Source organism: Rhizobium sp. GN54, from assembly GCF_021026345.1.
Classification (GTDB): domain Bacteria; phylum Pseudomonadota; class Alphaproteobacteria; order Rhizobiales; family Rhizobiaceae; genus Mycoplana.
Map to the genome: position 1 here is coordinate 642550 of NZ_JAJNCZ010000001.1, position 23125 is coordinate 665674.

At 66.2% G+C, this 23125-nt stretch carries 22 protein-coding genes; 8 read left to right on the forward strand and 14 right to left on the reverse strand.

Annotated elements, in window-relative coordinates:
- Positions 1-39 precede the first annotated feature (39 nt).
- From LQK81_RS03055 to LQK81_RS03075, 5 genes are all read right to left on the reverse strand, one after another.
- The gene (locus LQK81_RS03055; RefSeq protein WP_230803269.1) at positions 40-1335 is read right to left on the reverse strand and encodes an MFS transporter; all 1296 of its coding nucleotides are present in this window, start codon (positions 1333-1335) and stop codon (positions 40-42) included.
- Positions 1336-1532: 197 nt separating this feature from the next.
- Positions 1533-1676: a hypothetical protein gene (locus LQK81_RS03060; RefSeq protein WP_230803270.1), complete on the reverse strand. Its 144-nt coding sequence runs from the start codon at positions 1674-1676 to the stop codon at positions 1533-1535.
- Positions 1677-1743: 67 nt separating this feature from the next.
- Positions 1744-1920 carry a hypothetical protein gene (locus LQK81_RS03065; protein ID WP_230803271.1) on the reverse strand — a complete coding sequence of 59 codons (177 nt, stop codon included), beginning with the start codon at positions 1918-1920 and terminating at the stop codon, positions 1744-1746.
- Between the two features lie 215 nt (positions 1921-2135).
- Positions 2136-3047, reverse strand: a complete 912-nt coding sequence (locus LQK81_RS03070; protein ID WP_230803272.1) for a uracil-DNA glycosylase — start codon at positions 3045-3047, stop codon at positions 2136-2138.
- A gap of 66 nt (positions 3048-3113) precedes the next feature.
- Entirely contained in the window at positions 3114-3902 is a 789-nt protein-coding gene (locus LQK81_RS03075) for an SDR family oxidoreductase (RefSeq protein ID WP_230803273.1), read from the reverse strand.
- Positions 3903-4361: 459 nt separating this feature from the next.
- Here LQK81_RS03075 and LQK81_RS03080 point away from each other — a divergent pair, with 459 nt between their 5' ends.
- The 4 genes from LQK81_RS03080 (at position 4362) to LQK81_RS03095 (ending at position 9243) form a co-directional block, all read left to right on the forward strand.
- A complete protein-coding gene (locus tag LQK81_RS03080; RefSeq protein WP_230803274.1) occupies positions 4362-6026 on the forward strand; it encodes an electron transfer flavoprotein-ubiquinone oxidoreductase in 1665 nt (554 codons plus the stop codon).
- 290 nt (positions 6027-6316) lie between these two features.
- Positions 6317-6931, forward strand: a complete 615-nt coding sequence (locus LQK81_RS03085; RefSeq protein WP_230803275.1) for a L,D-transpeptidase — start codon at positions 6317-6319, stop codon at positions 6929-6931.
- Positions 6932-7239: 308 nt separating this feature from the next.
- A complete protein-coding gene (locus LQK81_RS03090; RefSeq protein WP_230803277.1) occupies positions 7240-8238 on the forward strand; it encodes an ABC transporter substrate-binding protein in 999 nt (332 codons plus the stop codon).
- Between the two features lie 117 nt (positions 8239-8355).
- Positions 8356-9243, forward strand: coding sequence for an ABC transporter permease (locus LQK81_RS03095; RefSeq protein ID WP_230803279.1), 888 nt, complete (start codon positions 8356-8358; stop codon positions 9241-9243).
- 297 nt (positions 9244-9540) lie between these two features.
- On the opposite strand, the gene LQK81_RS03100 is transcribed toward LQK81_RS03095, so the two are convergent.
- Together LQK81_RS03100 and LQK81_RS03105 are read right to left on the reverse strand one after the other, a co-directional pair.
- A complete protein-coding gene (locus LQK81_RS03100; protein ID WP_230803281.1) occupies positions 9541-9960 on the reverse strand; it encodes a DoxX family protein in 420 nt (139 codons plus the stop codon).
- A gap of 315 nt (positions 9961-10275) precedes the next feature.
- Positions 10276-11520 (reverse strand): MFS transporter, encoded by a 1245-nt coding sequence (locus LQK81_RS03105; RefSeq protein WP_230803283.1) that lies wholly within the window; start codon positions 11518-11520, stop codon positions 10276-10278.
- A 307-nt stretch (positions 11521-11827) separates the two neighbouring features.
- Here LQK81_RS03105 and LQK81_RS03110 point away from each other — a divergent pair, with 307 nt between their 5' ends.
- A complete protein-coding gene (locus LQK81_RS03110; RefSeq protein WP_230803285.1) occupies positions 11828-12766 on the forward strand; it encodes a diacylglycerol/lipid kinase family protein in 939 nt (312 codons plus the stop codon).
- Between the two features lie 15 nt (positions 12767-12781).
- On the opposite strand, the gene LQK81_RS03115 is transcribed toward LQK81_RS03110, so the two are convergent.
- Positions 12782-14140, reverse strand: a complete 1359-nt coding sequence (locus LQK81_RS03115; RefSeq protein WP_230803286.1) for a glutamine synthetase family protein — start codon at positions 14138-14140, stop codon at positions 12782-12784.
- 225 nt (positions 14141-14365) lie between these two features.
- Between LQK81_RS03115 and LQK81_RS03120 the strand changes: the two genes are divergently transcribed.
- Positions 14366-15736, forward strand: a complete 1371-nt coding sequence (locus tag LQK81_RS03120) for an aspartate aminotransferase family protein (protein WP_230803287.1) — start codon at positions 14366-14368, stop codon at positions 15734-15736.
- A gap of 241 nt (positions 15737-15977) precedes the next feature.
- On the opposite strand, the gene LQK81_RS03125 is transcribed toward LQK81_RS03120, so the two are convergent.
- Both LQK81_RS03125 and LQK81_RS03130 read right to left on the reverse strand, forming a co-directional pair.
- Positions 15978-17480, reverse strand: a complete 1503-nt coding sequence (locus LQK81_RS03125) for an ArnT family glycosyltransferase (protein WP_230803288.1) — start codon at positions 17478-17480, stop codon at positions 15978-15980.
- A 1-nt stretch (position 17481) separates the two neighbouring features.
- Positions 17482-18489, reverse strand: coding sequence for a glycosyltransferase family 2 protein (locus tag LQK81_RS03130; protein ID WP_230803290.1), 1008 nt, complete (start codon positions 18487-18489; stop codon positions 17482-17484).
- 90 nt (positions 18490-18579) lie between these two features.
- Between LQK81_RS03130 and LQK81_RS03135 the strand changes: the two genes are divergently transcribed.
- Positions 18580-19560: a lysylphosphatidylglycerol synthase transmembrane domain-containing protein gene (locus LQK81_RS03135; RefSeq protein ID WP_230803297.1), complete on the forward strand. Its 981-nt coding sequence runs from the start codon at positions 18580-18582 to the stop codon at positions 19558-19560.
- Between the two features lie 45 nt (positions 19561-19605).
- Here the strand turns inward: LQK81_RS03135 and LQK81_RS03140 are convergent, their stop codons facing one another.
- From LQK81_RS03140 to LQK81_RS03155, 4 genes are all read right to left on the reverse strand, one after another.
- Complete coding sequence (locus LQK81_RS03140) at positions 19606-21093, reverse strand: AMP nucleosidase (protein ID WP_230803298.1); 1488 nt, start codon at positions 21091-21093, stop codon at positions 19606-19608.
- A gap of 109 nt (positions 21094-21202) precedes the next feature.
- Positions 21203-21523 carry a YnfA family protein gene (locus LQK81_RS03145; RefSeq protein WP_230803300.1) on the reverse strand — a complete coding sequence of 107 codons (321 nt, stop codon included), beginning with the start codon at positions 21521-21523 and terminating at the stop codon, positions 21203-21205.
- 109 nt (positions 21524-21632) lie between these two features.
- Positions 21633-21809: a hypothetical protein gene (locus LQK81_RS03150; protein ID WP_230803302.1), complete on the reverse strand. Its 177-nt coding sequence runs from the start codon at positions 21807-21809 to the stop codon at positions 21633-21635.
- Positions 21810-21837: 28 nt separating this feature from the next.
- On the reverse strand, positions 21838-22005 hold the full coding sequence (locus LQK81_RS03155; protein WP_230803304.1) for a hypothetical protein: 168 nt from the start codon (positions 22003-22005) through the stop codon (positions 21838-21840).
- 249 nt (positions 22006-22254) lie between these two features.
- Here LQK81_RS03155 and LQK81_RS03160 point away from each other — a divergent pair, with 249 nt between their 5' ends.
- Positions 22255-22956 carry a glutathione S-transferase N-terminal domain-containing protein gene (locus LQK81_RS03160; protein ID WP_230803306.1) on the forward strand — a complete coding sequence of 234 codons (702 nt, stop codon included), beginning with the start codon at positions 22255-22257 and terminating at the stop codon, positions 22954-22956.
- Positions 22957-23125 lie beyond the last annotated feature (169 nt).

Below are 23125 nucleotides of genomic sequence, written 5' to 3' on the forward strand. Positions count from 1 at the left end.
CCGGTCGCGCCTGTCCTGCGCCTCGATCCGTTCAGGGCCTCAGGGCTTCGTCCACTGCGGCGTGGTCGTGTCGGCGATGAGTTCGTCCGTTGCCTCGTCGGTGACGGCATCGGCCTGCAGGGCGGCAGCCGCTTCGGCTGCGAGCGGCTGCACCGGCATCGCCTGGTAGTCGGTCTTGCCCACCATGCCGGTCTGGGCATCGCGCCGCATGATGCGCCAGGCGGCATAGCCGCCGTAGAGGGCGAAATAGAGCGTGAAGACGGCAAACAGCGAGGTCGGGCCGAAGCGGTCCATCACCGGGCCGGCCACCAGCGGGCCGGAGATCGTGCCGACGCCATAGGTGATCATCATCCCCGAGGAGATCTCGACATATTCGTCCGGCTGGGCGAGGTCGTTCGCATGCGCGACGTTCAGCGCGTAGATCGGGAAGAGGACCGAGCCGACGAGGCCGGCGACGAGATAGAGGAGGACCGGCGAACTGCCCTGGACGGCGATCATGGCGAGGCTCGCGGCGACGCCGATGCCGCCGCAGACGACCATGACGAGCCGCCGGTCCATCCGGTCCGAAGCCCGCCCGATCGGGATCTGCGCCAGCGTGCTGCCGACGAGCAGCGCCGAGAGCAGCGTGGCGCCCTGCGTCGTCGTCAGGCCGATGCGCTGGGTGAAGACGCCGCCGAGATTGAGCCAGGCGCCGGACAGCGCGCCCGCGAGGAAGGCGCCGACGACGGCGACGGGCGAGCGGCGATAGAGCTTCGGCACGTCGAACCGGGCCTGGGTCGGCGGCGCGGGCAGCGGCGAGGAGGTCAGCGCCGTCGGCAGCAGCGAGACCGAGAAGATGATGGCGCAGAGGATGAACAGCGTCGTGCTCATCGGATCGCCGAGCGGCACCAGATATTGCCCCGCGACGCTGCCGATCATCGTCGTCATGACGTAGAGCGAGAACACGCCGGCGCGGTTGTCGTTGGTCACCCGCTCGTTCAGCCAGCTCTCGATGATCAGGTAGCTGCCGGCGATCGCGAAGCCGGAAATGGTGCGGAACAGGATCCAGGCGCGCCAGTCGACCATCACCGAGCAGAGCAGGATCGCGATCGAGAGCAGCGTCACCAGCGCCACGAACACGCGCACATGGCCGACGGCGAGGATGAACTTCGGGGTGACGATGCACGACGAGGTGAAGCCGAGCGTGTAGCCCGTCGCGATCCAGGTGATCGTCTGTGTCGACCAGCCTTCGGCGACCGCCCGCACCGGGATGACGTAGCTCTGCAGGCCGAACGCCACCATCATCAGAAGCGTCGAGAGCAGCAGGCTCACAAAGGGGACGAGACTCGCCAGCATGACAGGATTCCGGAGATGCCGCGCACGGCCGAAATGGCGCGCGGGACGTCAAGGACTGTGCCTCTAACGAAGTCCGCTTGCGGTGTCCATTGCGACAGCGATTGGCGCAAAGAACGGGGGCGGTATAAAGGAGGGAGTGGCGCGGCTGCGGGCCGCGACGGGGCAACGGCCCTGCGGGCGAACGCCCGCCAGGCCGCTCAGTTCGGCAGGAACGCCTTCAACTGGTCGCTCCGCTGCGCGGCGCCGCGGGGAAGGGAAGCCAGCACGTTGTACTCGCGCGCGGCGTTGACCGCCGCGCGGATGTCATGCAGGTCGGAAATCAGCTTGCGGAAACGGTGCATTCGGTTTCTTCCCGGTCTTGGAACGGCACTTCGGTCCTGCAGGGGCCGGATGAACGCAAGCGCGCTATCAGCGCTGCACGAACTCGGCGTAAATGTTTGCAGGGCGGTTGATGCGAGCATAGCCGGAAGCGGTCATCTGCTCGTTGGCCAAAGTGCGCAGGCCACCGAAGCCATCAGCCGGACGGTAGGCGGCATGGCGCAGCGTCTCGAAGCTCGAATGGATGGGGCGAAGGCGGGCGGTCATGATCGAATATCCTTAATCTGTCCTCCCGTGGCTAATATTGCAGCGCAGCATCAGACTTGCAATGCGACATTACGCCCCGCTGATATGCGCAGATCGCATGGCTCGCGTAATATTCTGTTCATGAAGAAGGCAGCGATTTCGACAACAAGCGCGCCGGTCGCGTTCGCCTGTAATGGCGAATGTCGATTAACCTATTGAAATTAATGATTGAAAGATCAGTCGATTCGCTCGACAGTGCCCGCCAGCCCTGCGCGAAACGCAAGCAGGTCCTGCCAGGCGAGGCGCTTGCTGACCGGTGCGGCGACGAGATCCTGCGGGTGCAGCGTCGCCAGTGCGGCAATTTTTCGCCCGCCGATCTCCACCTGCCGCCACTCACCGCGCATCTGATGGATGGTTTGCGTGCCGCCGAAGAAGAACCGAGCGGCGAAATTGCCGAGAATGAGCAGGTGATTCGGCGCCGCCAGCGCGATCTGGCGTTCGATGAAGGGGCGGCAGATGTCGCTCTCCGGCGCCGAGGGCACGCGATTGCCCGGCGGGCGCCAGGGGATGACGTTGGACAGCAGCACATCGGTGCGAACAAGGCCGATGCCGGCGAGCATGCGATCCAGCATCGCGCCCTGACGGCCGGAGAAGGGGAGCCCCTCGCGGTCGTCGTCCGCATTGGGCATCGGCCCGATCACCATGATCGGGGGCTGCGGGTTGCCTTGCGCAAAGACCAGCCCGCGGGCGCTGTTCTTCAGGTTGCAGCCGCCGAAGCGCTCCATCGCCGCCCTGAGCTCGTCGAGCGTCGCAGCCCCGGCTGCCGCAGCGGAGGCCTCGGCCACGGCCTGCCCGTCGGGCATGGCTACCGCGGGGGCCGCGATCTCCCGCGGCGCGGCCCGTGCGGCGTTGCGCGTGCCGGCGGTACCGGAAGGCGCCTGCCGCCCTTCCGCGCTCCGGGCGGTCGCGTCGCCGCCGCCCTGGTCCTGTCGTTGTCCCTGCCGGGCGGCATGGGCGGCCCGCATCGCCTCGAACTCGGCAATGCGGTCGACGGGCCGGTCCTCGAGCAGCCATTCGACACCGGCATCGGCGTGGAACGCGAGCAGGGCGGCCAGTTCGGCGGCTTGGAGGTCGGCGGCGGAGATCATGCCCTAGCCATACAGGAACGGCCGCACCCGCCGCAAGGCCGCGGCAGGGTCGGGCGCGTCCTTCGCTCAGGTCGATCGCGCAGCGCCGCCGTCACAGCGCACGAGCGTGCCGGTCACGTAGCTGGCGGGCTCGCTGCAGAGGAAGGCGGCGGTGGCGGCAAATTCCTCCACCCGGCCGTAGCGGCGGGCCGGGATCTCCGCCTCGGAAGCGGCCTGCACCGCCTCGATCGACCGGCCGCTGCGTCTGGCTGCGGCCGCATCGAGGCTTTCCAGCCGGTCGGTGCGGATGCTTCCGGGCAGGAGCATGTTGGCGGTGATGCCATATTGCGCCACTTCGGTGGCAAGCGTCTTCGACCAGCCGGCAAGGGCCGGGCGCAGAGTGTTCGACAGCGCCAGCCCGGGGATCGGTTCGATCACGCCGGAGGAGGCGACCGTCAGGATGCGGCCCCAGCGCTGCGCCTTCATCTGCGGCAGGAACCGGTTGGTAAGCGCAATCAGGCGCAGCACCATCGCGTTGAAATGGTTCGCAAGCGTCTCCGGCGTCATGTCCTCGGTCGATCCCGGCGTCGGGCCGCCGGAATTGTTCACCAGAATGTCGATCCCGCCCAGTTTCTCGGCGACCGCCGCCTCGAGCTTTTCGACCACGTCCGCCTCGAACAGGTCGGCGAGTACGAACGAGGCGCGCCCGCCACCTTCAGCGTTGATGGCGGCGCAGTTTGCCGCAAGGTCTTCGGCATTGCGTCCGCACAGCAGCACGTCCGCGCCCTCGCGCGCCAGCGCTGCGGCAATGCCCCGGCCGAGCCCGCGCGACGAGGCGAGCACAAGCGCCCTCTTACCCTTGATGCCGAGATCCATCTGTCTTCTCCTGCTGGTTTATTCTTCGGGAGGCCGTGCCGATCGGTGCCACGTCCATGGTTCGTCCACGCGGGCAGTCGTCGGCCGGCCAGTCGGCATATGGCTATAATACGCCCGTCACGGCTTGCCAAACCGTCCGCGACGTCTTCGGCCGGCAGTGGAGTGCCGATCCTGTCAAGAATGGTTCCGCAATCGTCAAGAATGCTCGCGGCGTTGGTCATAGGCTGCGACAGGCCCATCGGACGCAGGCGCCCGTCGGGCAGGGGAGAAACGGTTGCCCGGCCGGATTTTCCGTTGACGTAAACGTTAACGTAAGAAAATGTCCACCGTCGGGCATGACGTCATGCGCAAATGCGGACATTTCCTGTCGTCCCTTGGCTCGACAGAGACTTGCGCATTTGCCATGACGGCCGCAATAACAGTCAGCCGTCAAGGGGATGGCAGCGGAGGCAGGAACGGATGAGCGAAGCGATGGAACTTCCCGAACGCGAGAGCATGGAGTTCGACGTGGTGATCGTCGGCGCGGGGCCGGCCGGCCTTGCAGCCGCGATCCGGCTGAAGCAGGTCGATCCCGAGCTTTCCGTCGTCGTGCTCGAGAAGGGGGCCGAGGTCGGCGCCCACATCCTCTCCGGCGCCGTCGTCGATCCCATCGGCATCGACCGGCTGCTGCCCGACTGGCGCGAGGACGACAGCCATCCCTTCAGGACAGAGGTGACGGACGATCACTTCCTCGTCCTCGGCCCGGCCGGTTCGGTGCGCCTGCCGAACTTCGCCATGCCGCCGCTGATGAACAACCACGGCAACTACATCGTCTCGCTCGGCAACGTCTGTCGGTGGCTGGCGACCAAGGCGGAGGAACTCGGCGTCGAGATCTATCCGGGCTTTGCCGCGACCGAGGTGCTCTACAACGACGAGGGCGCGGTGATCGGCGTCGCCACCGGCGACATGGGCATCGAGCGCTCCGGCGAGCCGGGGCCGAACTATACCCGCGGCATGGCGCTGCTCGGCAAGTACACCCTCATCGGCGAAGGCGTGCGCGGCTCGCTCGCCAAGCAGCTGATTGCGAAGTTCGACCTCTCGAAGGGCCGCGAGCCGCAGAAGTTCGGCATCGGCCTCAAGGAGCTCTGGGAGGTGAAGCCGGAGAACCACAGGCCCGGCCTCGTCCAGCATTCCTTCGGCTGGCCGCTCGGCATGAAGACCGGCGGCGGCTCGTTCCTCTATCACCTGGAGGACAATCTGGTGGCCGTCGGCTTCGTCGTCCACCTGAACTACAAGAACCCCTGGCTCTATCCCTTCGAGGAATTCCAGCGCTTCAAGACGCATCCGGCCATCCGCGGCACCTTCGAGGGCGGCAAGCGGCTTTCCTACGGTGCGCGCGCCATCACCGAAGGCGGCTACCAGTCGGTCCCGAAGCTGTCCTTCCCCGGTGGTGCCTTGATCGGCTGCTCGGCCGGCTTCGTCAACGTGCCGCGCATCAAGGGCAGCCACAATGCGGTGCTGTCGGGCATCCTCGCCGCCGAGAAGCTGGCGGACGCGATCGCAAGCGGCCGCGCCCATGACGAGCCGATCGAGATCGAGCGCGGCTGGCGCGATAGCGCCATCGGCTCGGACCTGAAGAAGGTCAGGAACGTCAAGCCGCTGTGGTCGAAGTTCGGCACGGCGATCGGCGTGGCGCTCGGCGGGCTCGACATGTGGACGAACACCCTGTTCGGCGCCTCCTTCTTCGGAACGCTGAAGCACGGCAAGACCGATGCGCAGAGCCTCGAGCCGGCCGAGAAGCACCAGAAGATCGACTACCCGAAGCCCGACGGCGTGCTCACCTTCGATCGCCTCTCCTCGGTGTTCCTGTCGAACACCAACCACGAGGAAGACCAGCCGGTCCACCTGCAGGTGAAGGACCCGGAACTGCAGAAGACCTCGGAACTCGACGTCTATGCCGGCCCGTCGACCCGCTACTGTCCCGCCGGCGTCTACGAATGGGTGCAGAAGGACGGCAAGGACGTCTTCGTCATCAACGCCCAGAACTGCGTCCACTGCAAGACCTGCGACATCAAGGACCCCAACCAGAACATCAACTGGGTGCCCCCGCAGGGCGGCGAGGGCCCGGTCTATCCGAATATGTGAGGGGCGGGGGGCTGCCGGATCAGTCGAGCGGCCCCCAACTGCCATCGGGGTGCCATCTTCTTCGCGGCGCTGCCTTCGCCGCGGGATCGCTTCCGCCCAACTGGTTCAGTCGCTGTGCAGCTTTGCGCTGGATGAACGCCACGAGCGCTGCCGCCACCAGGCAACCGCGGAACGTGCGCACGCTCCAATTGACGCATTCGTGATCACGATCCCCAATCGCGCTTTATCAATTCATTAACCATAAACTCAATAAACCTTGGTCATATTATTGACTGACCAAGGACACATTCATGTCGATTTCCCGCCGAGGCCTCCTCTTGGGCATGTCCGCCCTGCTTGCCGGTTGCTCCACCAGCGCTCCGAGCCATGTCGCCAACTACGCGGCCGTTCCCGACGAGAAGTTTCCACTGAAGGCGATGCCGCTCGACAAGATCAAGCCGGAGCTGCGCCGCCAGGAAGTCGCCTATGCGGGACCGTACAAGGCCGGCACGATCGTGGTCGATACGCCGGCGCGCCGGCTCTACTACGTGCTCGGCGAGGGCAAGGCGATGCGCTACGGCGTCGGCGTCGGCCGCGAAGGGCTGGCGCTGGCCGGCAACGCCTATGTCGGGCGCAAGGCGGAATGGCCGCGCTGGACGCCGACGCTCAACATGCAGCGCCGCGAGGAGCGCTATCGCAAGCTCGCCGGCGGCCTGGAAGGTGGACCGTGGAACCCGCTTGGCGCCCGCGCCATCTATCTCTACCGCGGCGGCAACGACACCCATTTTCGCATCCACGGCACCAACCAGCCCGAATCGATCGGGCTCGCCATGTCGAGCGGCTGCATCCGCATGCTCAACCACGACGTCATTGACCTTTACGAGCGCGTCAATTCCGGCGACCGGGTCGTCGTGCTGCAGGCCTGATTCTCGACGGCCTTGCGAAAAAGCTGAATGCTATCATCCGATTAGCGCCGCACCCGCATGACGGGCGGCGCTGGTCGCGTTGCAGCCGGCCGGTCATGGCGAATTGATGGCGATGGCGCAATGGGACCAGTCCCGGACGCATTCTGAGCGACATTCCCCCGCACGCCTGCAAAACTCTTGCCTGTGCATCCGACCGGTCCGGCGCCCCGCCGTCGGTCCGGTCCGGTGCTTCCAATCGCGATTCCGGTTGCGGCGGTGCAGTCGGACATTGGGGCGAAATCACCGCCGGATGATAGAGGGAACCGACAATGAAGAAGCTTCTTGCAACCACGTGTCTCGCCTTCGGCCTGTTCGGCCTTGCGGGCGCGGCAAACGCCGAATGCGGCGACGTAACGATCGCCAGCATGAACTGGCAGAGCGCCGAGGTCCTGGCGGCCCTCGACAGCATCATCCTCTCCGAAGGCTATGGCTGCAATGCGGAGGTCATCGTCGGCGACACCGTTCCCACCATCACCTCGATGATCGAGAAGGGCGCGCCCGATCTGGCGCCGGAGGGCTGGGTGGACCTTCTGCCTGACGTCGTCAACCGCGGCCTCGAGGAAGGCAAGCTCGTCGGCGCCGCCGTGGCGCTTTCGGACGGCGCCGTCCAGGGCTGGTGGATCCCGAAATATCTCGCCGACGCCAATCCCGAGATCAAGACGATCGACGATGCCCTGAAGCATCCCGAACTGTTCCCCGATCCGGAAGACAGTTCCAAGGGCGCCGTCCACAACGGCCCGCAGGGCTGGGGCGGCACCGTCGTCACCGCGCAGCTCTTTAAGGCCTATGGCGGCGAAGCCGCCGGCTTCAGCCTGATCGATACCGGCTCGGCCGCCGGCCTCGACGGCTCGATCGCCAAGGCCTATGAGCGCAAGGAAGGCTGGGTCGGCTACTACTGGGCCCCGACCGCCCTGCTCGGCAAGTACGAGATGGTCAAGCTCGAGCACGGCGTCCCCGCCGACATGGCCGAGTGGAAGCGCTGCAACACCGTGGCCGATTGCCCGGACCCGAAGAAGAACGACTGGCCGAAGGACAAGGTGCAGACGCTGGTGACGAAGAGCTTCGCCGACCGCGCCGGCGAGGATGTCATGGGCTACCTCAACAAGCGCGCCTGGAGCAATGACACGGTCAACAAGCTGATGGCCTGGATGACCGACAACCAGGCGAGCGGCGAGGACGGCGCCAAGCACTTCCTGCAGGAAAACGAAGCCCTCTGGACCCCCTGGGTTTCGCCGGAAGCGGCAGAGAAGATCAAGGCTTCGCTCTGATCCTGTAACTGTTAAACTCGGCGGCGCGTCCGGCAAGGGCGCGCCGCCTGCCGGTTTTTCGGCAGCTGCCGCCAGCACGGCCGGTGGCGCAGAGAGGCAAGAAGAAGGGGAACGGGCATGGAATGGCTCACCAAATTTCCGCACATGAACGACAATTCGCTGCGCGATCTGAAAAAGGCGATCGACGAGGGCTTTCGCGCGTTCACGCGTGCCTATGGTGACACGATCGAGAGCTTCTTCGATCCGCTGCAGTTCTTCCTCATCCAGTCCGAGCGGCTCCTGACGCGCACGCCCTGGCCGATCGTCATCCTCGCGATCGCCCTGATCGCCTGGCTCGCCAGCCGCAACTGGAAGATCGTCGCCGGCTGTATCGGCACGCTCCTGGTCATCGGCTATTTCGACATGTGGGACGACACGATGAAGACGATCTCGATGATCTTCGTCTGCACCGTGCTGTCGATTGCGGTCGGCATTCCGATCGGCATCGCCATGTCGCGCTCCGACCGGCTCCAGAACGTCATCAACCCGATCCTCGACGTGATGCAGACCATGCCGAGCTTCGTCTATCTCATCCCCGTCGTCATGCTGCTCGGCATCGGCAAGGTCCCGGGCCTGATCGCGGTCGTCATCTACGCCATTCCGCCGATGATCCGGCTGACCAATCTCGGCATCCGCCTCGTCGACAAGGACGTGCTGGAGGCTGCCGACGCTTTCGGCTCGTCGGGCTGGCAGAAATTGAAGAACGTGCAGATGCCGCTGGCGCTCCCCACCATCATGGCCGGCATCAACCAGACGATCATGATGGCGCTGGCGATGGTGGTGATCGCCTCGATGATCGGCGTTCAGGGCCTCGGCCAGCCGGTGCTGAAGGCGATCTCCAACCAGTACTTCACCCTCGGCATTTTCAACGGGCTGGCCATCGTCGGCATCGCCATCATCTTCGACCGCGTCAGCCAGGCCTACGGCAAGCGCCTGCAGCGCCACCGCGAGATCGTGCACGGCTGAGCGCAGGACCGCCCGCTGGAACGAAAAAGGAGGCCCCGGTGCATCGCGCCGGGGCCTTTTGCCTTGTTCTCGTGTCCTCGCAGACCCTGCGAGCCGACCCGATCGGGGACGCCGCCCCGGGAGTTGGGGGGCGGGACGGCGTCCCTTTGCCGCTACGCCGCAGCGGCAAACCGGTCAGGATGGGCGATGCCAGGAGGAGGAGGGTGTCGAGGGGACCGAACCGATTCGGGATCGGAAGCGGAATGCGATCAGGACGCCGCCCCGGGAGTTGGGGGGCGGGGCGGCGTCCCTTTGCCGCTACGCCGTAGCGGCAACCGGTTCGGGATGGGCGGATTTCCAGGTCACCACCATCAGCGCTCCGATGACGGTCACGTGCTCCATCACGAAATAGAATTCGAGGGTGCGGAACGGCTCTTCCATCGTCCAGAAGGCGTGTGCGATCGGGATGGTCAGCGCGGTGAAGACCGCGAGCATGCCGGCGCCGAGCCAGGTGAAGCGGTTGGCGATGATGAAGGCCGATCCGAACAACTGCGTCAGCGCGACGGCGGCGGTGAAGAACGGGGCGGGCTCCAGCCCGAAATGCGCCATCTCGGCGACGCCGGCATCGAAGTCGATCAGTTTCGCCAGACCGCTCATCCAGAACATGGAGGTCAGCACCGTGCGGGCGAGGGTGCCGAACCAGTCGGAACCGGTCAGGGAATCGATAAAGCGAGGCATTTCAATCTCCAGGTCACATGTTCGATCTTCCGGCGCCGTTACCGGCTTCCGGGCGCCCCGCCCCGCTCCTTTTCGGTTCGTTCAGCGGGCCGCTGGAGACATCTCTACCAAAGCGGGTGCCGCAAGGTGTCACCTTGGTAACACCCCTGTAACCGGTCGTGATTGCAGGCCGCAGGGCACAACCGCGCAGGCCGGCTGGCCTGCGGTCCGGGTGCCGGGAGGGGAAAGGGAGGAGGAAGGGAAGGGAAGATCGACAGGCGGCCGCGCGCCTCATGACTGCGGCTGCGCGTTCAAGGGCGGCTGGAGGTCAGCCGGTCATTCCGCCGGAACAATGGTTGCCGGAACCTGCCGGTCGCGCCGGTCGAGCGCCACGGACGTCGCAAACACCAGCATGCCGCAGACGGCCATGATGGCACCGACGAAGCCCATCGAGCCGTAGCCGTAGCCCAGGTCGATGGCGATGCCGCCGAAAAGGGCGCCGAGCGCATTGGCGACGTTGAAGGCCGAGTGGTTCAGGGCCGCGGCCAGCGTCTGGGCATTGCCGGCGACGTCCATCAGGCGCGTCTGCAGCGCCGGCCCGACGACGAAGCTGCAGCCGATCAGGAAACAGCAGGCAAACAGCATGGCGGGGATGTGGGCCGTCAGCGAGAGCGTGACGAGCACGAAGAAGTAGACCGTCAGCGACCAGCCGATCGTGCGCATCAGCGACAGGTCGGCAAGCTTGGCGCCGAAGATGTTGCCGACGATCATGCCCGAGCCGAACACGGCCATGATGACCGGGACCATGGAGAGGTCGAGCCGGGCAACCTCGGTCACGATCGGCGAGATGTAGGTGAACACGGCGAACATGCCGCAGAAGCCGGTGGCGGCGATGCCGAGCGTCAGCCAGACCTGCTTGCGCTTCAGAGCTTCCAGTTCGGTGAAGGCGTTGATGCCGACCGGCGCCTTGTCGCGCGGCAGGAAGACGGCGATGAGGACTGCGGTCAGTGCGCCGGTGAAGCCGACGGCGGCGAACAGGAACTGCCAGTCGAGCATCTGGCCGAAGAAGGCGGCGAGCGGCGTGCCGATCAGGGTCGCGAGCGTCAGGCCCAGCATCACCTTGCCGACCGCCTGCGTGCGCTTGTTGGCCGGCACCATCGAGGCGGCGACGAGGGCGGCCACGCCGAAATAGGCGCCGTGCGGCAGGCCGGTCAGGAAGCGCATCGCGATGAAGCTCTCGAAGGTCGGCGCCAGCGCGCTGGCGATGTTGCCGATCGCAAAGACCGCCATGAACGCCAGCAGAAGATCGCGGCGGCGGAAGCGTGCCCCGATCACCGCCAGCACCGGCGCCCCGACGACCACGCCGAGCGCGTAGGCGCTGATGACATAGCCGGCCTGCGCGTTGGAGACGCCGAAGGTGGTGGCGACATCAGGCAAAAGTCCCATGATGGCGAACTCGCCCGTGCCGATGCCGAAACTGCCGACCGCGAGCGCGAAGACGATCAGCGCCACCGTGAGCGGCGAGACGCGGACCTGGTCGGCGGGGGAAAGGGCGGTTTCGGCAAGGTGGAGGTCGGACACGGCATTTCTCTATGGACGGCGCATGGAACGGGATGGGAGCGTGCCCGGCAGCCTTCCTCCCAGGCTGCGGTGCAGACGATCCGGCCAACGGCCATGCGCGAAGAATCATCAGGATAGACCCGGCAAGGCATTCGCCGGGAAACTCCGACGTTAGCATCGTCCGCAGGTTTGACTATCGGCATTTTTGCATGGCAGCCGCGTTCGCCGCGCGTAAGTGAGATGTGATCGGCCACGCTGTTATTTCGCCGCTTTGCAACTATCTAATGCGGAGAGCGTTTGGGGAGGGCGACAAGGACCGGAGAACCCGATGCGGATTCAGGCGATATTCAACAAGGATGGCGGTACCTTCCGCACCACCGACATGGAAGCCTATGTCCGCCACGCCGAAAGGGTGTTCGGCGATGCCGGCCACCATCTGGATTGCGATGTCGTCGAGGGCGCCGATATCGAGATGGCGCTCAGGCGCTGTGCCGACCGCACCGATCTCGACGCCATGCTCGCCGGCGGCGGCGACGGCACGATCTCGGCAGCGGCAGGTTTCGCCTGGGAGAGCGGCATCTCGCTGGGCGTCGTCCCGGCCGGCACCATGAACCTCTTCGCCCGCACCCTGCGCATCCCGCTCAACATCTGGCACGCGCTCGACGCGCTCGCCGAAGGCACCGTGGCCGAGGCCGACATCGGCAGCGCCAACGGCCGCGCCTTCGTCCACCAGTTTTCCGCCGGCATGCACGCGCGCATGGTGCGGCTGCGCAATGCGATGACCTACCGCTCGCGGGTCGGCAAGATGGCGGCGAACGTGCGCGCCGCCGTCGGCGTCATGCTGGATCCGCCGGATTTCGAGGTCGAGTTCGACGTCGACGGCGTGAAGGAGCATCGCCGCGTCTCGGCGATCAACGTTTCCAACAACCGCTTCGGCAATGACGGGCTGCTTTATGCCGACGACGTCACCGGCGGCCATCTCGGCTTCTACGTCGCCAATCCGCTGACGTCCCGCGGCGTCGCCAGGCTCGCCACCGACATCCTGCGCGGCAAGCTGCGCGAGAACGCCGACGTGACCGAGATGACCGGCAGCGCCGTCGACCTGCATTTCCCCAAGATCGACCGCGCCGTCAATTGCGTCATCGACGGCGAGCTCCTGCCGATGGGCAAGGACGTGGCGCTCCGCCTGCACGCGGGCGAACTGAAGGTGATCGTCCCGCGCGTCGAGGCGCAGCAATCCTCCCCTAGGAACGAGGCGGCCGCCTGAACCCGACCGGCCGCCTCAGATCCGCGGCAGGTAGGTCTGGTAGTCGAAGTCCGAGACCGTGCGCAGGTAGGTGATCGCCTCCTTGCGCTTGGTGTCGCCGTAGAGCTTGCGGTAGCGCTCGCCGAAGACGTCGGCGATGAAGGGCGAGGCGGAGAATTCCTCCACCGCCGTCAGGAAGTCGTGCGTCAGCCGCGGCACGCCGACCGGGTCCTTGCCCGGTTCCGTCGCCGGCCCCGGATCGAGCTCGTGGTCGAGACCGAGCAGCATGCCGCCGAGGATGGCGGTCAGAAGCAGGTAGGGGTTGACGTCGGCGCCGGCGACGCGGTGCTCGACGCGGGCGGCTGGGCCGTCCTTGTCGGGAATGCGGATCGCGGTCCCCCGATGACCGAAGCCCCAGTCGATATCGACAGGCGCAAACGAGCCCGGCTGGAAGCGGCGGTAGGAATTGGCGAAGGGGGCGAAGATCAGCTGCGCCTCGCGCATCGTCTTCAGCATCCCGGCGGTGACCGATTTCAGCTTCGCCGGATCGCCGCCCTTGGCGTCGAGGATGTTGCGGCCGTCGTGGTCGATGATGCTCGCATGCACGTGCAGGCCCGATCCCGCCTGGTCGGCGTAGGGCTTGGCCATGCAGGTGGATTTCAGCCCGTGCCGGCGCGCGGCCTGCTCGGCGACGCGCTTCAGGTAGATGCAGTCGTCGGCGGCCGCCAGCGCGTCCGGCCGGTGCAGCAGGTTGATCTCGAACTGGCCGTGGCCGAATTCGGCGGTCGTCGCATCCGCCGGCAGCTCCATCTCGCGGGCATAGGCCCGCACCGTCTGCAGGTAGTCGTCGAGCGCATCGACGGCGCTCATGTCGTAGAGCTGGAAGCCGTTCGGCTGGTCGCGATACATCAGCCGTTCCGGCGGCCGCGGCCGGCCGGTTAGGCGCCAGTCGTCCTGCACCACGTAGAATTCCAGCTCGGTGGCCACCACCGGCGTCAGCCCGCGTTCGTCGAAGCGCTTCAGCAGATTGGCGAGGATCGCGCGCGGACACATGAAGCTCGGCGTGCCGTCGAGCTCGTGCATGGTGGCGAGCACCTGTTTCGAACCGGCCGGCGCCCAAGGCATGGCGGCGAGTGAGCGGCGGTCGGGCACGCATTCGCCGTCGGGATCGCCGACCGAAAGCGACAGCCCGGTGATGTCGTCGTTGTCGTCGCCCCAGATGTCGAGCGACTGGGTGGAGGAGGGCAGGCGGACGGTGCCGTCCCAGACCTTCTTCTCCGCTTCCAGCGGGATCTGCTTGCCGCGCAGGTCGCCGTTCATGCCGACCAGCAGGATTTCGATGCGGGGCGGGGCATTGGCGGGCACGGCGGTGCGCGCCGGGATGTCGTTGGTCATGATCTGTATTCGCCTCGGGCAGGTTCGTGCAGGGCATCCGGCCGAGCGATTCTTGCGCCGCTCTCTTGCCAAATGCCTGTTACATGGGCATTTTTCTAGCCTATTCTGACCCGCCGTTCAATGAGCGCGGGCGCTTTCGCGGGCTTGGGGGAGAAGCCGGCGAAACCCCGCAACATCGCAGCAACATCCCCGTGGGCATCCGCCTGAAGACCGAGGAAATCTTCCATGTCGAACCTGTCTGCCGCAGCCTCCAATCTCGGTGCGCTTGATGCCGCCCACCACATCCATCCCTTCTCGGACATGAAGAAGCTGAACGCCGCCGGCACCCGCATCATCGAGCGCGGCGAGGGCTGCTATATCTTCGACAACCACGGCAAGAAGTACCTGGACGGCTTTGCGGGCCTGTGGTGCGTCAACATCGGCTATGGCCGGAAGGAGATTGCCGAGGCGGTGACGCGGCAGATGAACGAGCTGCCCTACTACAACACCTTCTTCGGCACCACGACGCCGCCGACCGTGCTTCTGGCGCAGAAGATCACCTCCCATGCCGGCCCGAACATCAACCGCGTCTTCTTCACCGGCTCCGGCTCCGAGGCCAACGACACCTGGTTCCGCATGGCCCGCGTCTACTGGGCGACCCTCGGCAGGCCGGAAAAGAAGATGGTGATCGCAAGGCGCAACGGCTATCACGGCTCCACCGTGGTCGGCGCCTCGCTCGGCGGCATGAAATACATGCACGAGCAGGGTGCGCTGCCGATCGAGGGTATCGCCCATATCGGCCAGCCTTACTGGTACGGCGAAGGCGGCGATCTTTCGCCGTCGGACTTCGGCCTGAAGGTCGCGCGCGAGCTGGAAGAAAAGATCGACGAGCTCGGCGAGGACAATGTCGCAGCCTTCGTCGCCGAGCCGATCCAGGGGGCCGGCGGCGTCATCGTGCCGCCGCAGACCTACTGGCCGGAGATCGCCCGCATCTGCAAGGCGAGAAACATCCTGCTCGTCGTCGACGAGGTCATCTGTGGCTTCGGCCGCACCGGCCAGTGGTTCGGCCACCAGCATTTCGGCGTCGAGCCGGATCTCGCGCCGATCGCCAAGGGCCTGTCGTCCGGCTATCTCCCGATCGGCGGCGTCATGGTCTCCGACCGCGTCGGCGAGGTTCTGGTGAACGAGGTCGGCGACTTCAGCCACGGCTTCACCTATTCCGGCCACCCGGTCTGCGCCGCGGCAGCACTGGAAAACCTGCGCATCATCGAGGACGAGAAGCTGGTCGAGCGCGTCCGCGACGACGTCGGCCCCTATCTCGCAGCCGGCCTGAAGTCGCTGGAGGACCATCCGATGGTCGGCGAGACCCAATGCGTAGGCCTGATGGCGGCCGTCCAGCTCGCCGAGGACAAGGCGGACCGCAGGCGCTTCGAAGACAAGGAGAGGGCCGGTGTCGAGGTCCGCAACCACTGCCTCGCAAACGGCCTCGTGCTCCGCGCCACCGGCGACCGCATGCTCTATTCCCCGCCGCTGGTGATCACCCGCGCCGAGATCGACGACATGATCACGATCACCCGCAAGGGGCTGGATCATGCGTGGAAGGTGATGCGGGGGTAGGGGGCGCCCCGTTCGCTCGGCCGCCCAACCTTCCTATCCGTCATGCCGGACTTGATCCGGCATCCAGCAGCGCCGCGTCTGCGGCGCGGGAAAAGCTCTTTCGCGCAAGGACTTGCGCGGGCTGGATCCCGGATCAGGTCCGGGATGACGGAGGAGGAAGGGACCGCGCGTTCACACGGTAGCCCTCGGGGGAGGACATGCGCCTGCGCCAACAGCGACTACCGCGCTGATCGAAATCGGCTCACTCCGCCGCCGGATACACCCACGCATAGCTGAAGCTGTAGCGGTCGCCGTCGCGGCCGTAGTGGTAGGGCAGTTCCACCCGGTGCAGGTCCGGCGCGGCTGCCGGCTGGGCCTTGCCGAAGCGTATGGCGTCAGTGAGAAGCTCCTCCGACACCTCAGCCGGTGAGCCGTCCTCGTTGCGCCAGACGACCATGACAGGTGCCTGCGCGCTCCAGCTGATGTCAGGCGCGAAATCGGCATAGTTCTCGGAAAAGACGGGCGTGCCGGGGAAGTGCAGGCGCAGGTTGCCGGCGAGCTGCGTGTCGTCGGTGAAGATGACGGCCGGTGCCACGCCTTCCTGAGCGATCTGCCGGGCAAACGCGTCATACGGCACGTTGAGTTTCTGGTAGTCGCCGGTCAGGCCGGCTGCGGCGACGCGGCCGAACAGGATCGCCGGAACCGCGATCATCACTGCCGCCGCGATCGGGACAAAGCGCTTCAGCTGCAGCGGATCGGCGCGACCGGCCGCCTCGATCTTCAGGCAGAGATAGAGCGGCAGCACCAGGAGCAGCGGCGTCAGCCAGCGGTCCTTGATGTGCGCGGCGCCGGCAAAGAGGATCAGGAGCAGCAGCGCCAGCAGGAAGAAGGCCATCATCGCCTCGATCAGCCCCGTCCAGCGGTTTCCGGCCTTCAGCGCCTTCCACAGGCCGCCCCGGAAGACGATCGCGAACACCACGACGGTCACCGCCGAGAAGCCGAGGACCGCCGTGACGAGCGACAGCAGGCCCTCCAGGATCTGTGAGGAAATCCCGGTGTCGCCGTCCGACAGCTTGTCCATCGTGCCGCCGGAGGCGAGCGCCAGGTGATCGAAGAGCCACAACGCATGCGGTGCGACGATGACGAGGGAGGCCCCGGCCGTCAGGAGCAGCCGCCAGTCGAACAGCCGCTGCCGCCATTCCCGGTCGAACAGGATGGCGAGGAGGCCGGCGGCCGGCAGCAGGGCGAAATTGTACTTCGCGATCATGCCGACGCCGATGGCGATGCCGGTCACCAAATAGGAGAGCGCGGTCGGGGCGGCGAGCGTGCGCAGGAAGCCAAAGAGGAAGAGCGCTGCGGCGAAGACGACGGCGACGGTGTGGGTGAGGTCGCGCTGCGCCTCGAAGGCGATCTGCGGGATCGTCAGCAGCGACAGGGTGGCGATGATCGCAAGGTCCCGGTCCTTCAGGACCGTGCGCGCCGCGAGCCCGTAGGCGAGATAGGCGGCAAACAGCATCAGGTTTTTCAACAGGCTGATCGCGAAGACGCTGGGACCGGTGATCTGGATCAGCGCATATTGCAGCCAGTTGTAGAAGGGCGGCTGGGTGTCATATCCGGCGGCGAGCCATTGCGACAGCAGGACCTGCTGCGCCTCGTCGCGCTCCAGCGAATCCGGCAAGGCCATCCGCACCAGGAAATTGACGGCGAAATAGACCGCCAGCAGGATAAAGACGGCGTTCGGCGAGGCGCGCAGGAAGCGGGTCATCTCAGGGGCCGCGGAAGGTCTGCCGCACGATGTAGTTCGGCGTGTCGTCGTCGCGGAAATAGGTCCGGGCGATCATCTCAGACAGGATGCCGGTGGTGATCAGCTGGATCGACGACAGAAACAGCATGACGCCGACGAGCAGCAGCGGCCGCGTGCCGATGTCGTTGCCGAAGGCGAACTTGTCGATGAACAGATAGGTGAGGATGAGAGCGCTGAGCGCGCCCGCCACAAGCCCGATCGAGCCGAAGAAATGCCCCGGCCGCGCCTTGTAGCGCATGAAGAACAGGACGGAGAGAAGGTCCAGGATCACCCGGAAGGTGCGTGAAATGCCGTATTTCGAGGTGCCGAGCGTGCGCGGGTGGTGGGTGACGACCATTTCGCCGATGCGCGAGCTCGGCACGACGCCGGCGACCCAGGCGGGGATGAAGCGGTGCATCTCACCCATCAGCTTGACCTGCTTGATGATCGAGGCGCGGTAGATCTTCAGGCTGCAGCCGTAGTCGTGCAGGCGCACGCCGGTGATCCGGCCGATCAGCGCATTGGCGCACCATGACGGTATCTTGCGCAGGAAAAGCCCGTCCTTGCGGTTCTTGCGCCAGCCGACGAGCAGGTCGAGCTGGCGGTCGTCCAGCGCCTGCGCCATGGCGCGGATGTCGGCCGGGTCGTTCTGCAGGTCGCCGTCGAGCGTGGCGATCAGCCGCCCGCGGGCGGCGTCGATGCCGGCCTGCATGGCTGCCGTCTGGCCGAAATTGCGCTGGAGTTCGACGATCGCCATGTTCAGGTCGGGCAGGGCAAGCGCCTCGCGCGCCTTCAGGAGCGTGGCGTCGGTGCTGCCGTCGTCGACGAGGATCAGTTCCCACGAATGTTCGTAGCCCGCCATCGCCTCGCGGATGCGCGCGATCAGCGGCCCGACGCTCTCTTCCTCGTTGAACACGGGAACGACGAGCGAAATCTCGATGCCGGCCGGCTGGAGCTCGACCGCGGCGATGGTGTCTGGATTTTCCTGCAACGCTTCTTTCTCCACTCCGGCGGAGTTCTTTCATCATGCGGATCGTGATAACACGCGCCCGCAACCTGACGAGGGAAACCCAGCACTTATATGAGTTCCGCGCCGAATTCCAGCCGACCATCCGGGCTATCCCGTCTGGCGCGCCGCCATGCCATGACGCTGCTGACGCTCGCCTGCCTTGCCGCCTATCTTGCCTTCGTCGAGTGGCAGTGGGGCTGGAGCCGGCTCCTGTCGCAGTGGCAGAAGGTCGGCGCATGGACGACGCTTGCCGCCCTCTCTCTGCTGACAGCGACCTATCTCGTGCGCACCCAGCGGATCTACGACTACTTCCCGGCCGAGACGAGGGGGCATTTCCTCAAGCTCTTCCGGCTGACCCAGGTTCACAACCTCCTCAACATCATGCTGCCGTTCCGGGCCGGGGAGACGAGCTTCCCGATCCTGATGCGCTCGCAATTCGCCGTTCCCCTGCCGCGGGCGACGGCGGCGCTTTTGGTCATGCGACTGCTCGATCTGCACGCGCTCTGCGCCGCCGCCGGCATCGGGCTCGTGCTCAACGCCGGCAACCATGCGCTCGCCTGGCTGCTGTGGGCGCTGTTCCTCCTCTCGCCGCTCGCCTTCTTCGCCGCCAAGGGTCCGATCTTCCGGCTGCTGAGAGGCCATCTACCGGGCAGGCTGGAACGGCTGCTGGACGAGGTCGAGGCCGGCATTCCGGCCGACAGGCGCGGCTTCGTCCGCGCCTGGGCGTTCACCGTGCTGAACTGGGGCGTCAAGGTGCTGGTGCTGGCCTGGGTGCTGGGCCTGCTCGGCGTCTCCCCATACGCCGCCACCTTCGGCGGCGCGCTCGGCGGCGAATTGTCCTCGGTTCTTCCGGTGCATGCGCCGGGCGGCGTCGGCACCTATCCCGCCGGCATCACCGCCGGCGCGATCGCCTTCGGCGCCGAGGGCGGCCGGGCGGCCCTGTCAGGGGTGGCGGAGGCTGCGATCAACGCCCACCTGATGATCGTCGCCAGCGCCTGCCTCGGCACGGCGCTGTCGATGGTGCTGTCGTGGATCCCGGCGAAGGCGCGGTAAGGGCCGCCAGAGTTCGCCCCACTGCCGACTGCCTATTGCCTCCGCCTACTGGAACGCCGTCTCGAAAAAGCTCCTGAGCTTGCGCGAATGCAGCTTTTCCGTCGGCATGCCGGCGAGTTTCTCCAGCGCACGGATGCCGATCCGCAGGTGCTGGTTGACCTGGGTGCGGTAGAAGGCGGTCGCCATGCCCGGCAGTTTCAGTTCGCCGTGCAGCGGCTTGTCGGAGACGCAGAGCAGCGTGCCGTAGGGCACGCGGAAGCGGAAGCCGTTGGCGGCGATGGTGGCCGATTCCATGTCGAGCGCGATCGCGCGCGACTGCGATAGCCGCTTCACCGGGCCGCGCTGGTCGCGCAGTTCCCAGTTGCGGTTGTCGATCGTGGCTACGGTGCCGGTGCGCATGATCCGCTTCAGGTCGTAGCCCTCGAGCCCCGTCACCTCGGCGACCGCGCTCTCCAGCGCCACCTGCACCTCGGCAAGTGCCGGGATCGGCACCCACACCGGGAGGTCGTCATCCAGTACGTGGTCCTCGCGCACATAGGCGTGGGCGAGCACGTAGTCGCCGAGCGTCTGGCTGTTGCGCAGGCCGGCGCAATGGCCGAGCATCAGCCAGGCATGCGGGCGCAGCACGGCGATGTGGTCGGTGATCGTCTTGGCGTTGGAAGGGCCGACGCCGATATTGACCAGCGTGATGCCGCCATGGCCCTTGCGCTTGATGTGGTAGGCCGGCATCTGCGGCAGCCGGGCGAGCGTCAGGTCGGTGTCCGGCTTGTCGTTGCCGGCCTGGGTGACGACGTTTCCGGGCTCGACGAAGGCGGTATAGCCGTTGCCGCCCTCGGCCATCTGCAGCCGCGCCCAGGCGCAGAACTCGTCGACGTAGAACTGGTAGTTGGTGAAGAGCACGAAGTTCTGGAAATGGTTGGCGCTCGTCGCCGTGTAGTGGCTGAGCCGGGCCAGCGAATAGTCGACGCGCTGGGCGGTGAACGCCGCCAGTGGCGAGGGCTCGCCGGGGCCGGGCTCGTAGGAGCCGTTGGCGATCTCGTCGTCGGTATTGGTCAGGTCCGGCGCATCGAACAGGTCGCGCAGCGGCACGGTGATGTTCTCGGCAACCTCCGCCTCGACATAGGCACCTTCGCCGAAGGCGAAATGCAGCGGGATCGGCGTCGCCGATTCGGAGACGGTGACGACGACGCCGTGGTTGCGCATCAGGTGGCCGAGCTGTTCCTTCAGGTAGTGGCGGAACAGCTTCGGCCGCGTGACGGTGGTGGAATAGATGCCGGGCGAGGCGACATAGCCGTAGGACAGGCGCGAATCGACATGGCCGAAGCTCGTGGTCTGCACGCTCACCTGCGGATAGCAGGCCCGGTAGCGGCAGTCCGGCGCGCCGATCTTCGCAAGCCCCGTGAAGGCGTCGGTGAGAAACTGCGTGTTGCGCGCGTAGAGCGCTTCGAGGCAATCGACTGCGGCGACCGCGTCGTCGAAGGTGCGGGGCTCGAAGGGCTCGGGCGTGGAGAAGGGAAGGGCGGTGGGCGACAAGTTGCTCTTGCTCGTGAATCGTTGAAGTCCTGCCAATTCTGCACGCAAACGCGACGAAAGTAACGCCTGCGCACGGCAATCGGCATGTTTTCGGCGGGATTGTCGGCCGTCAGCGCGGCGCGGCGAGGATCACCAGCGTGCCGGCGAGCGCGATGCCGGCGCCGGCAAGGTCGAAACGGTCGGGGGAAACGCCTTCCGCAAGCCACAGCCACAGCAGCGAGGCTGCGATGTAGACGCCGCCATAGGCCGCATAGGCCCGGCCTGCCGCGCTGGTGTCGATCAGCGTCAGGAGCCAGGCGAAGGCGGCCAGCGCCGCCATGCCCGGGATCAGCCACAGCGCCGATTTCTCCAGCCGCAGCCAGGCCCAGAAGGAGAAGCATCCGGCGATTTCGGCAAGGGCGGCGGCGGCATAGACGAGGAAGGACTGCATGGCGGCTCCGTGGGACGGGAGCCCGATCCTTAGCGGAAGCCGGCGGAAAGCGGAAATCGCTTTCGCGTGCAGGCGGGAAATTTCCGCAACCCGATGGAGCGGGAGCCCGTCAGATCATCGCCTGGCGCTGCAGGGTGACGAAGAGGACGAGGCCGGCGCCCTGCTTGCCGATGCCGAGGCTGGTGCCGTTGGCAAGGGAGACGGCCGCCAGCGGCGCGACCATCAGGGTGGCGAGGAGGAGGATGCGAAGGCTGACGGCGAGACCGGAGACGAGCGCGAGCGGCATGGGACGCATCCCTTTTGGCGGTTGAAAGCTAGAGTGCTGCGGGGCAGAGCGCGGGAACGGTGCAGGCACTGGCCGTGCCGTAGCGCTGCATCTGCTCGTGGCGGCGGGCGTCGGTTTCCACGGCGGCGGCCACGGAGACTGCGAATATGGTCATGAGCAGCGAGATGATCGTCAGTCGGCGGGCCAGAATTTCCATCGTCGTTCCCCTTGGGTGTCATGTGATGATGGCCTTTTCGCATGGCGTGACTGAATGCGTCCTGAGAGGTCGGTTCATCTGGCGTTCAGGAAAGGTGCCGCCGGCACCTTGAAGAGGCCGTGCGCGGCTTCTAAGTCAGTCGGGTCCTTGCCGCGCCGCACACCCTGCGGCGCTCGGGCACAGGAGCAAGATGAACGCGTGCAGGACGCCGCCGGAGCCATCCGCGGCGGTGCCTCAAGGGAGAACCGGATGACCAAGCCGATCGAACTGTTTTTCTGGCCGACGCCGAATGGCTATAAGATCACCATCATGCTGGAGGAACTCGGCGTTCCCTACGAGGTGAAATACATCAACATCGGCAAGGGCGAGCAGTTCGCGCCGGATTTCCTCAAGATCGCGCCGAACAACCGCATGCCGGCGATCATCGACCCGGACGGCCCCGGCGGCGCGCCGATCTCGGTCTTCGAGTCCGGCGCCATTCTGCAGTATCTCGGCCGCAAGTACGGCCGCTTCTACCCGAAGGACGAGCGCGCCCGCGTGCAGGTCGAGGAATGGCTGTTCTGGCAGATGGGCGGGCTCGGCCCGATGGCCGGCCAGGCGCATCATTTCCGCCAGTACGCGCCGGAAAAGATCGCCTACGGCATCGACCGCTACACCAACGAGGTCAATCGCCTCTACGGCGTCATGGACCGGCGGCTGGCGGATCACGAATATCTCGCCGGCGACTATTCGATCGCCGACATGGCCTGCATCGGCTGGGTGCGTCCCTACGAGAACCAGGGCCAGACGCTCGAGGACTTTCCCAACCTCAAGCGCTGGTTCGAGGCCGTGCTCGCCCGCCCCGCCGTCCAGCGCGGCATCGAGGTCGGCCAGGAGGAGCGCGCCCGCCAGGCAAGCCTCGCCGAGGACAAAGAGGCCCAGAAGGTCCTGTTCAACCAGCGGGCACGGTAGACTTTGTCCGCGTCGGCGTAACCTTTCGGCTTGCGTCGAAGATCAGCCGGGCGTTGCCTCCCCCTTCCGTCATGCCGGCCTCCGAGCCGGCATCCAGCGCGCGCAAGTCCTTGCGCGGAAAGAGCATTCTCCGAACCGCAGACGCGGTGCCGCTGGACCCCGGATCTAG

Coding starts and splice junctions, on each gene's coding strand:
- LQK81_RS03125 (WP_230803288.1), bottom strand. CDS start 17,480: ATGACCCGCTTCCTGCGCGCCTCGCCGAACGCCGTCTTTATCCTGCTG.
- LQK81_RS03160 (WP_230803306.1), top strand. CDS start 22,255: ATGACCAAGCCGATCGAACTGTTTTTCTGGCCGACGCCGAATGGCTAT.
- LQK81_RS03100 (WP_230803281.1), bottom strand. CDS start 9,960: ATGCCTCGCTTTATCGATTCCCTGACCGGTTCCGACTGGTTCGGCACC.
- LQK81_RS03110 (WP_230803285.1), top strand. CDS start 11,828: ATGCGGATTCAGGCGATATTCAACAAGGATGGCGGTACCTTCCGCACC.
- LQK81_RS03150 (WP_230803302.1), bottom strand. CDS start 21,809: ATGCCGCTCGCGCTCGTCTCCGGTCTCGCCGTCAGCCTTCGCATCCTC.
- LQK81_RS03070 (WP_230803272.1), bottom strand. CDS start 3,047: ATGATCTCCGCCGCCGACCTCCAAGCCGCCGAACTGGCCGCCCTGCTC.
- LQK81_RS03055 (WP_230803269.1), bottom strand. CDS start 1,335: ATGCTGGCGAGTCTCGTCCCCTTTGTGAGCCTGCTGCTCTCGACGCTT.
- LQK81_RS03095 (WP_230803279.1), top strand. CDS start 8,356: ATGGAATGGCTCACCAAATTTCCGCACATGAACGACAATTCGCTGCGC.
- LQK81_RS03135 (WP_230803297.1), top strand. CDS start 18,580: ATGAGTTCCGCGCCGAATTCCAGCCGACCATCCGGGCTATCCCGTCTG.
- LQK81_RS03145 (WP_230803300.1), bottom strand. CDS start 21,523: ATGCAGTCCTTCCTCGTCTATGCCGCCGCCGCCCTTGCCGAAATCGCC.
- LQK81_RS03085 (WP_230803275.1), top strand. CDS start 6,317: ATGTCGATTTCCCGCCGAGGCCTCCTCTTGGGCATGTCCGCCCTGCTT.
- LQK81_RS03065 (WP_230803271.1), bottom strand. CDS start 1,920: ATGACCGCCCGCCTTCGCCCCATCCATTCGAGCTTCGAGACGCTGCGC.
- LQK81_RS03115 (WP_230803286.1), bottom strand. CDS start 14,140: ATGACCAACGACATCCCGGCGCGCACCGCCGTGCCCGCCAATGCCCCG.
- LQK81_RS03120 (WP_230803287.1), top strand. CDS start 14,366: ATGTCGAACCTGTCTGCCGCAGCCTCCAATCTCGGTGCGCTTGATGCC.
- LQK81_RS03155 (WP_230803304.1), bottom strand. CDS start 22,005: ATGGAAATTCTGGCCCGCCGACTGACGATCATCTCGCTGCTCATGACC.
- LQK81_RS03060 (WP_230803270.1), bottom strand. CDS start 1,676: ATGCACCGTTTCCGCAAGCTGATTTCCGACCTGCATGACATCCGCGCG.
- LQK81_RS03090 (WP_230803277.1), top strand. CDS start 7,240: ATGAAGAAGCTTCTTGCAACCACGTGTCTCGCCTTCGGCCTGTTCGGC.
- LQK81_RS03080 (WP_230803274.1), top strand. CDS start 4,362: ATGAGCGAAGCGATGGAACTTCCCGAACGCGAGAGCATGGAGTTCGAC.
- LQK81_RS03075 (WP_230803273.1), bottom strand. CDS start 3,902: ATGGATCTCGGCATCAAGGGTAAGAGGGCGCTTGTGCTCGCCTCGTCG.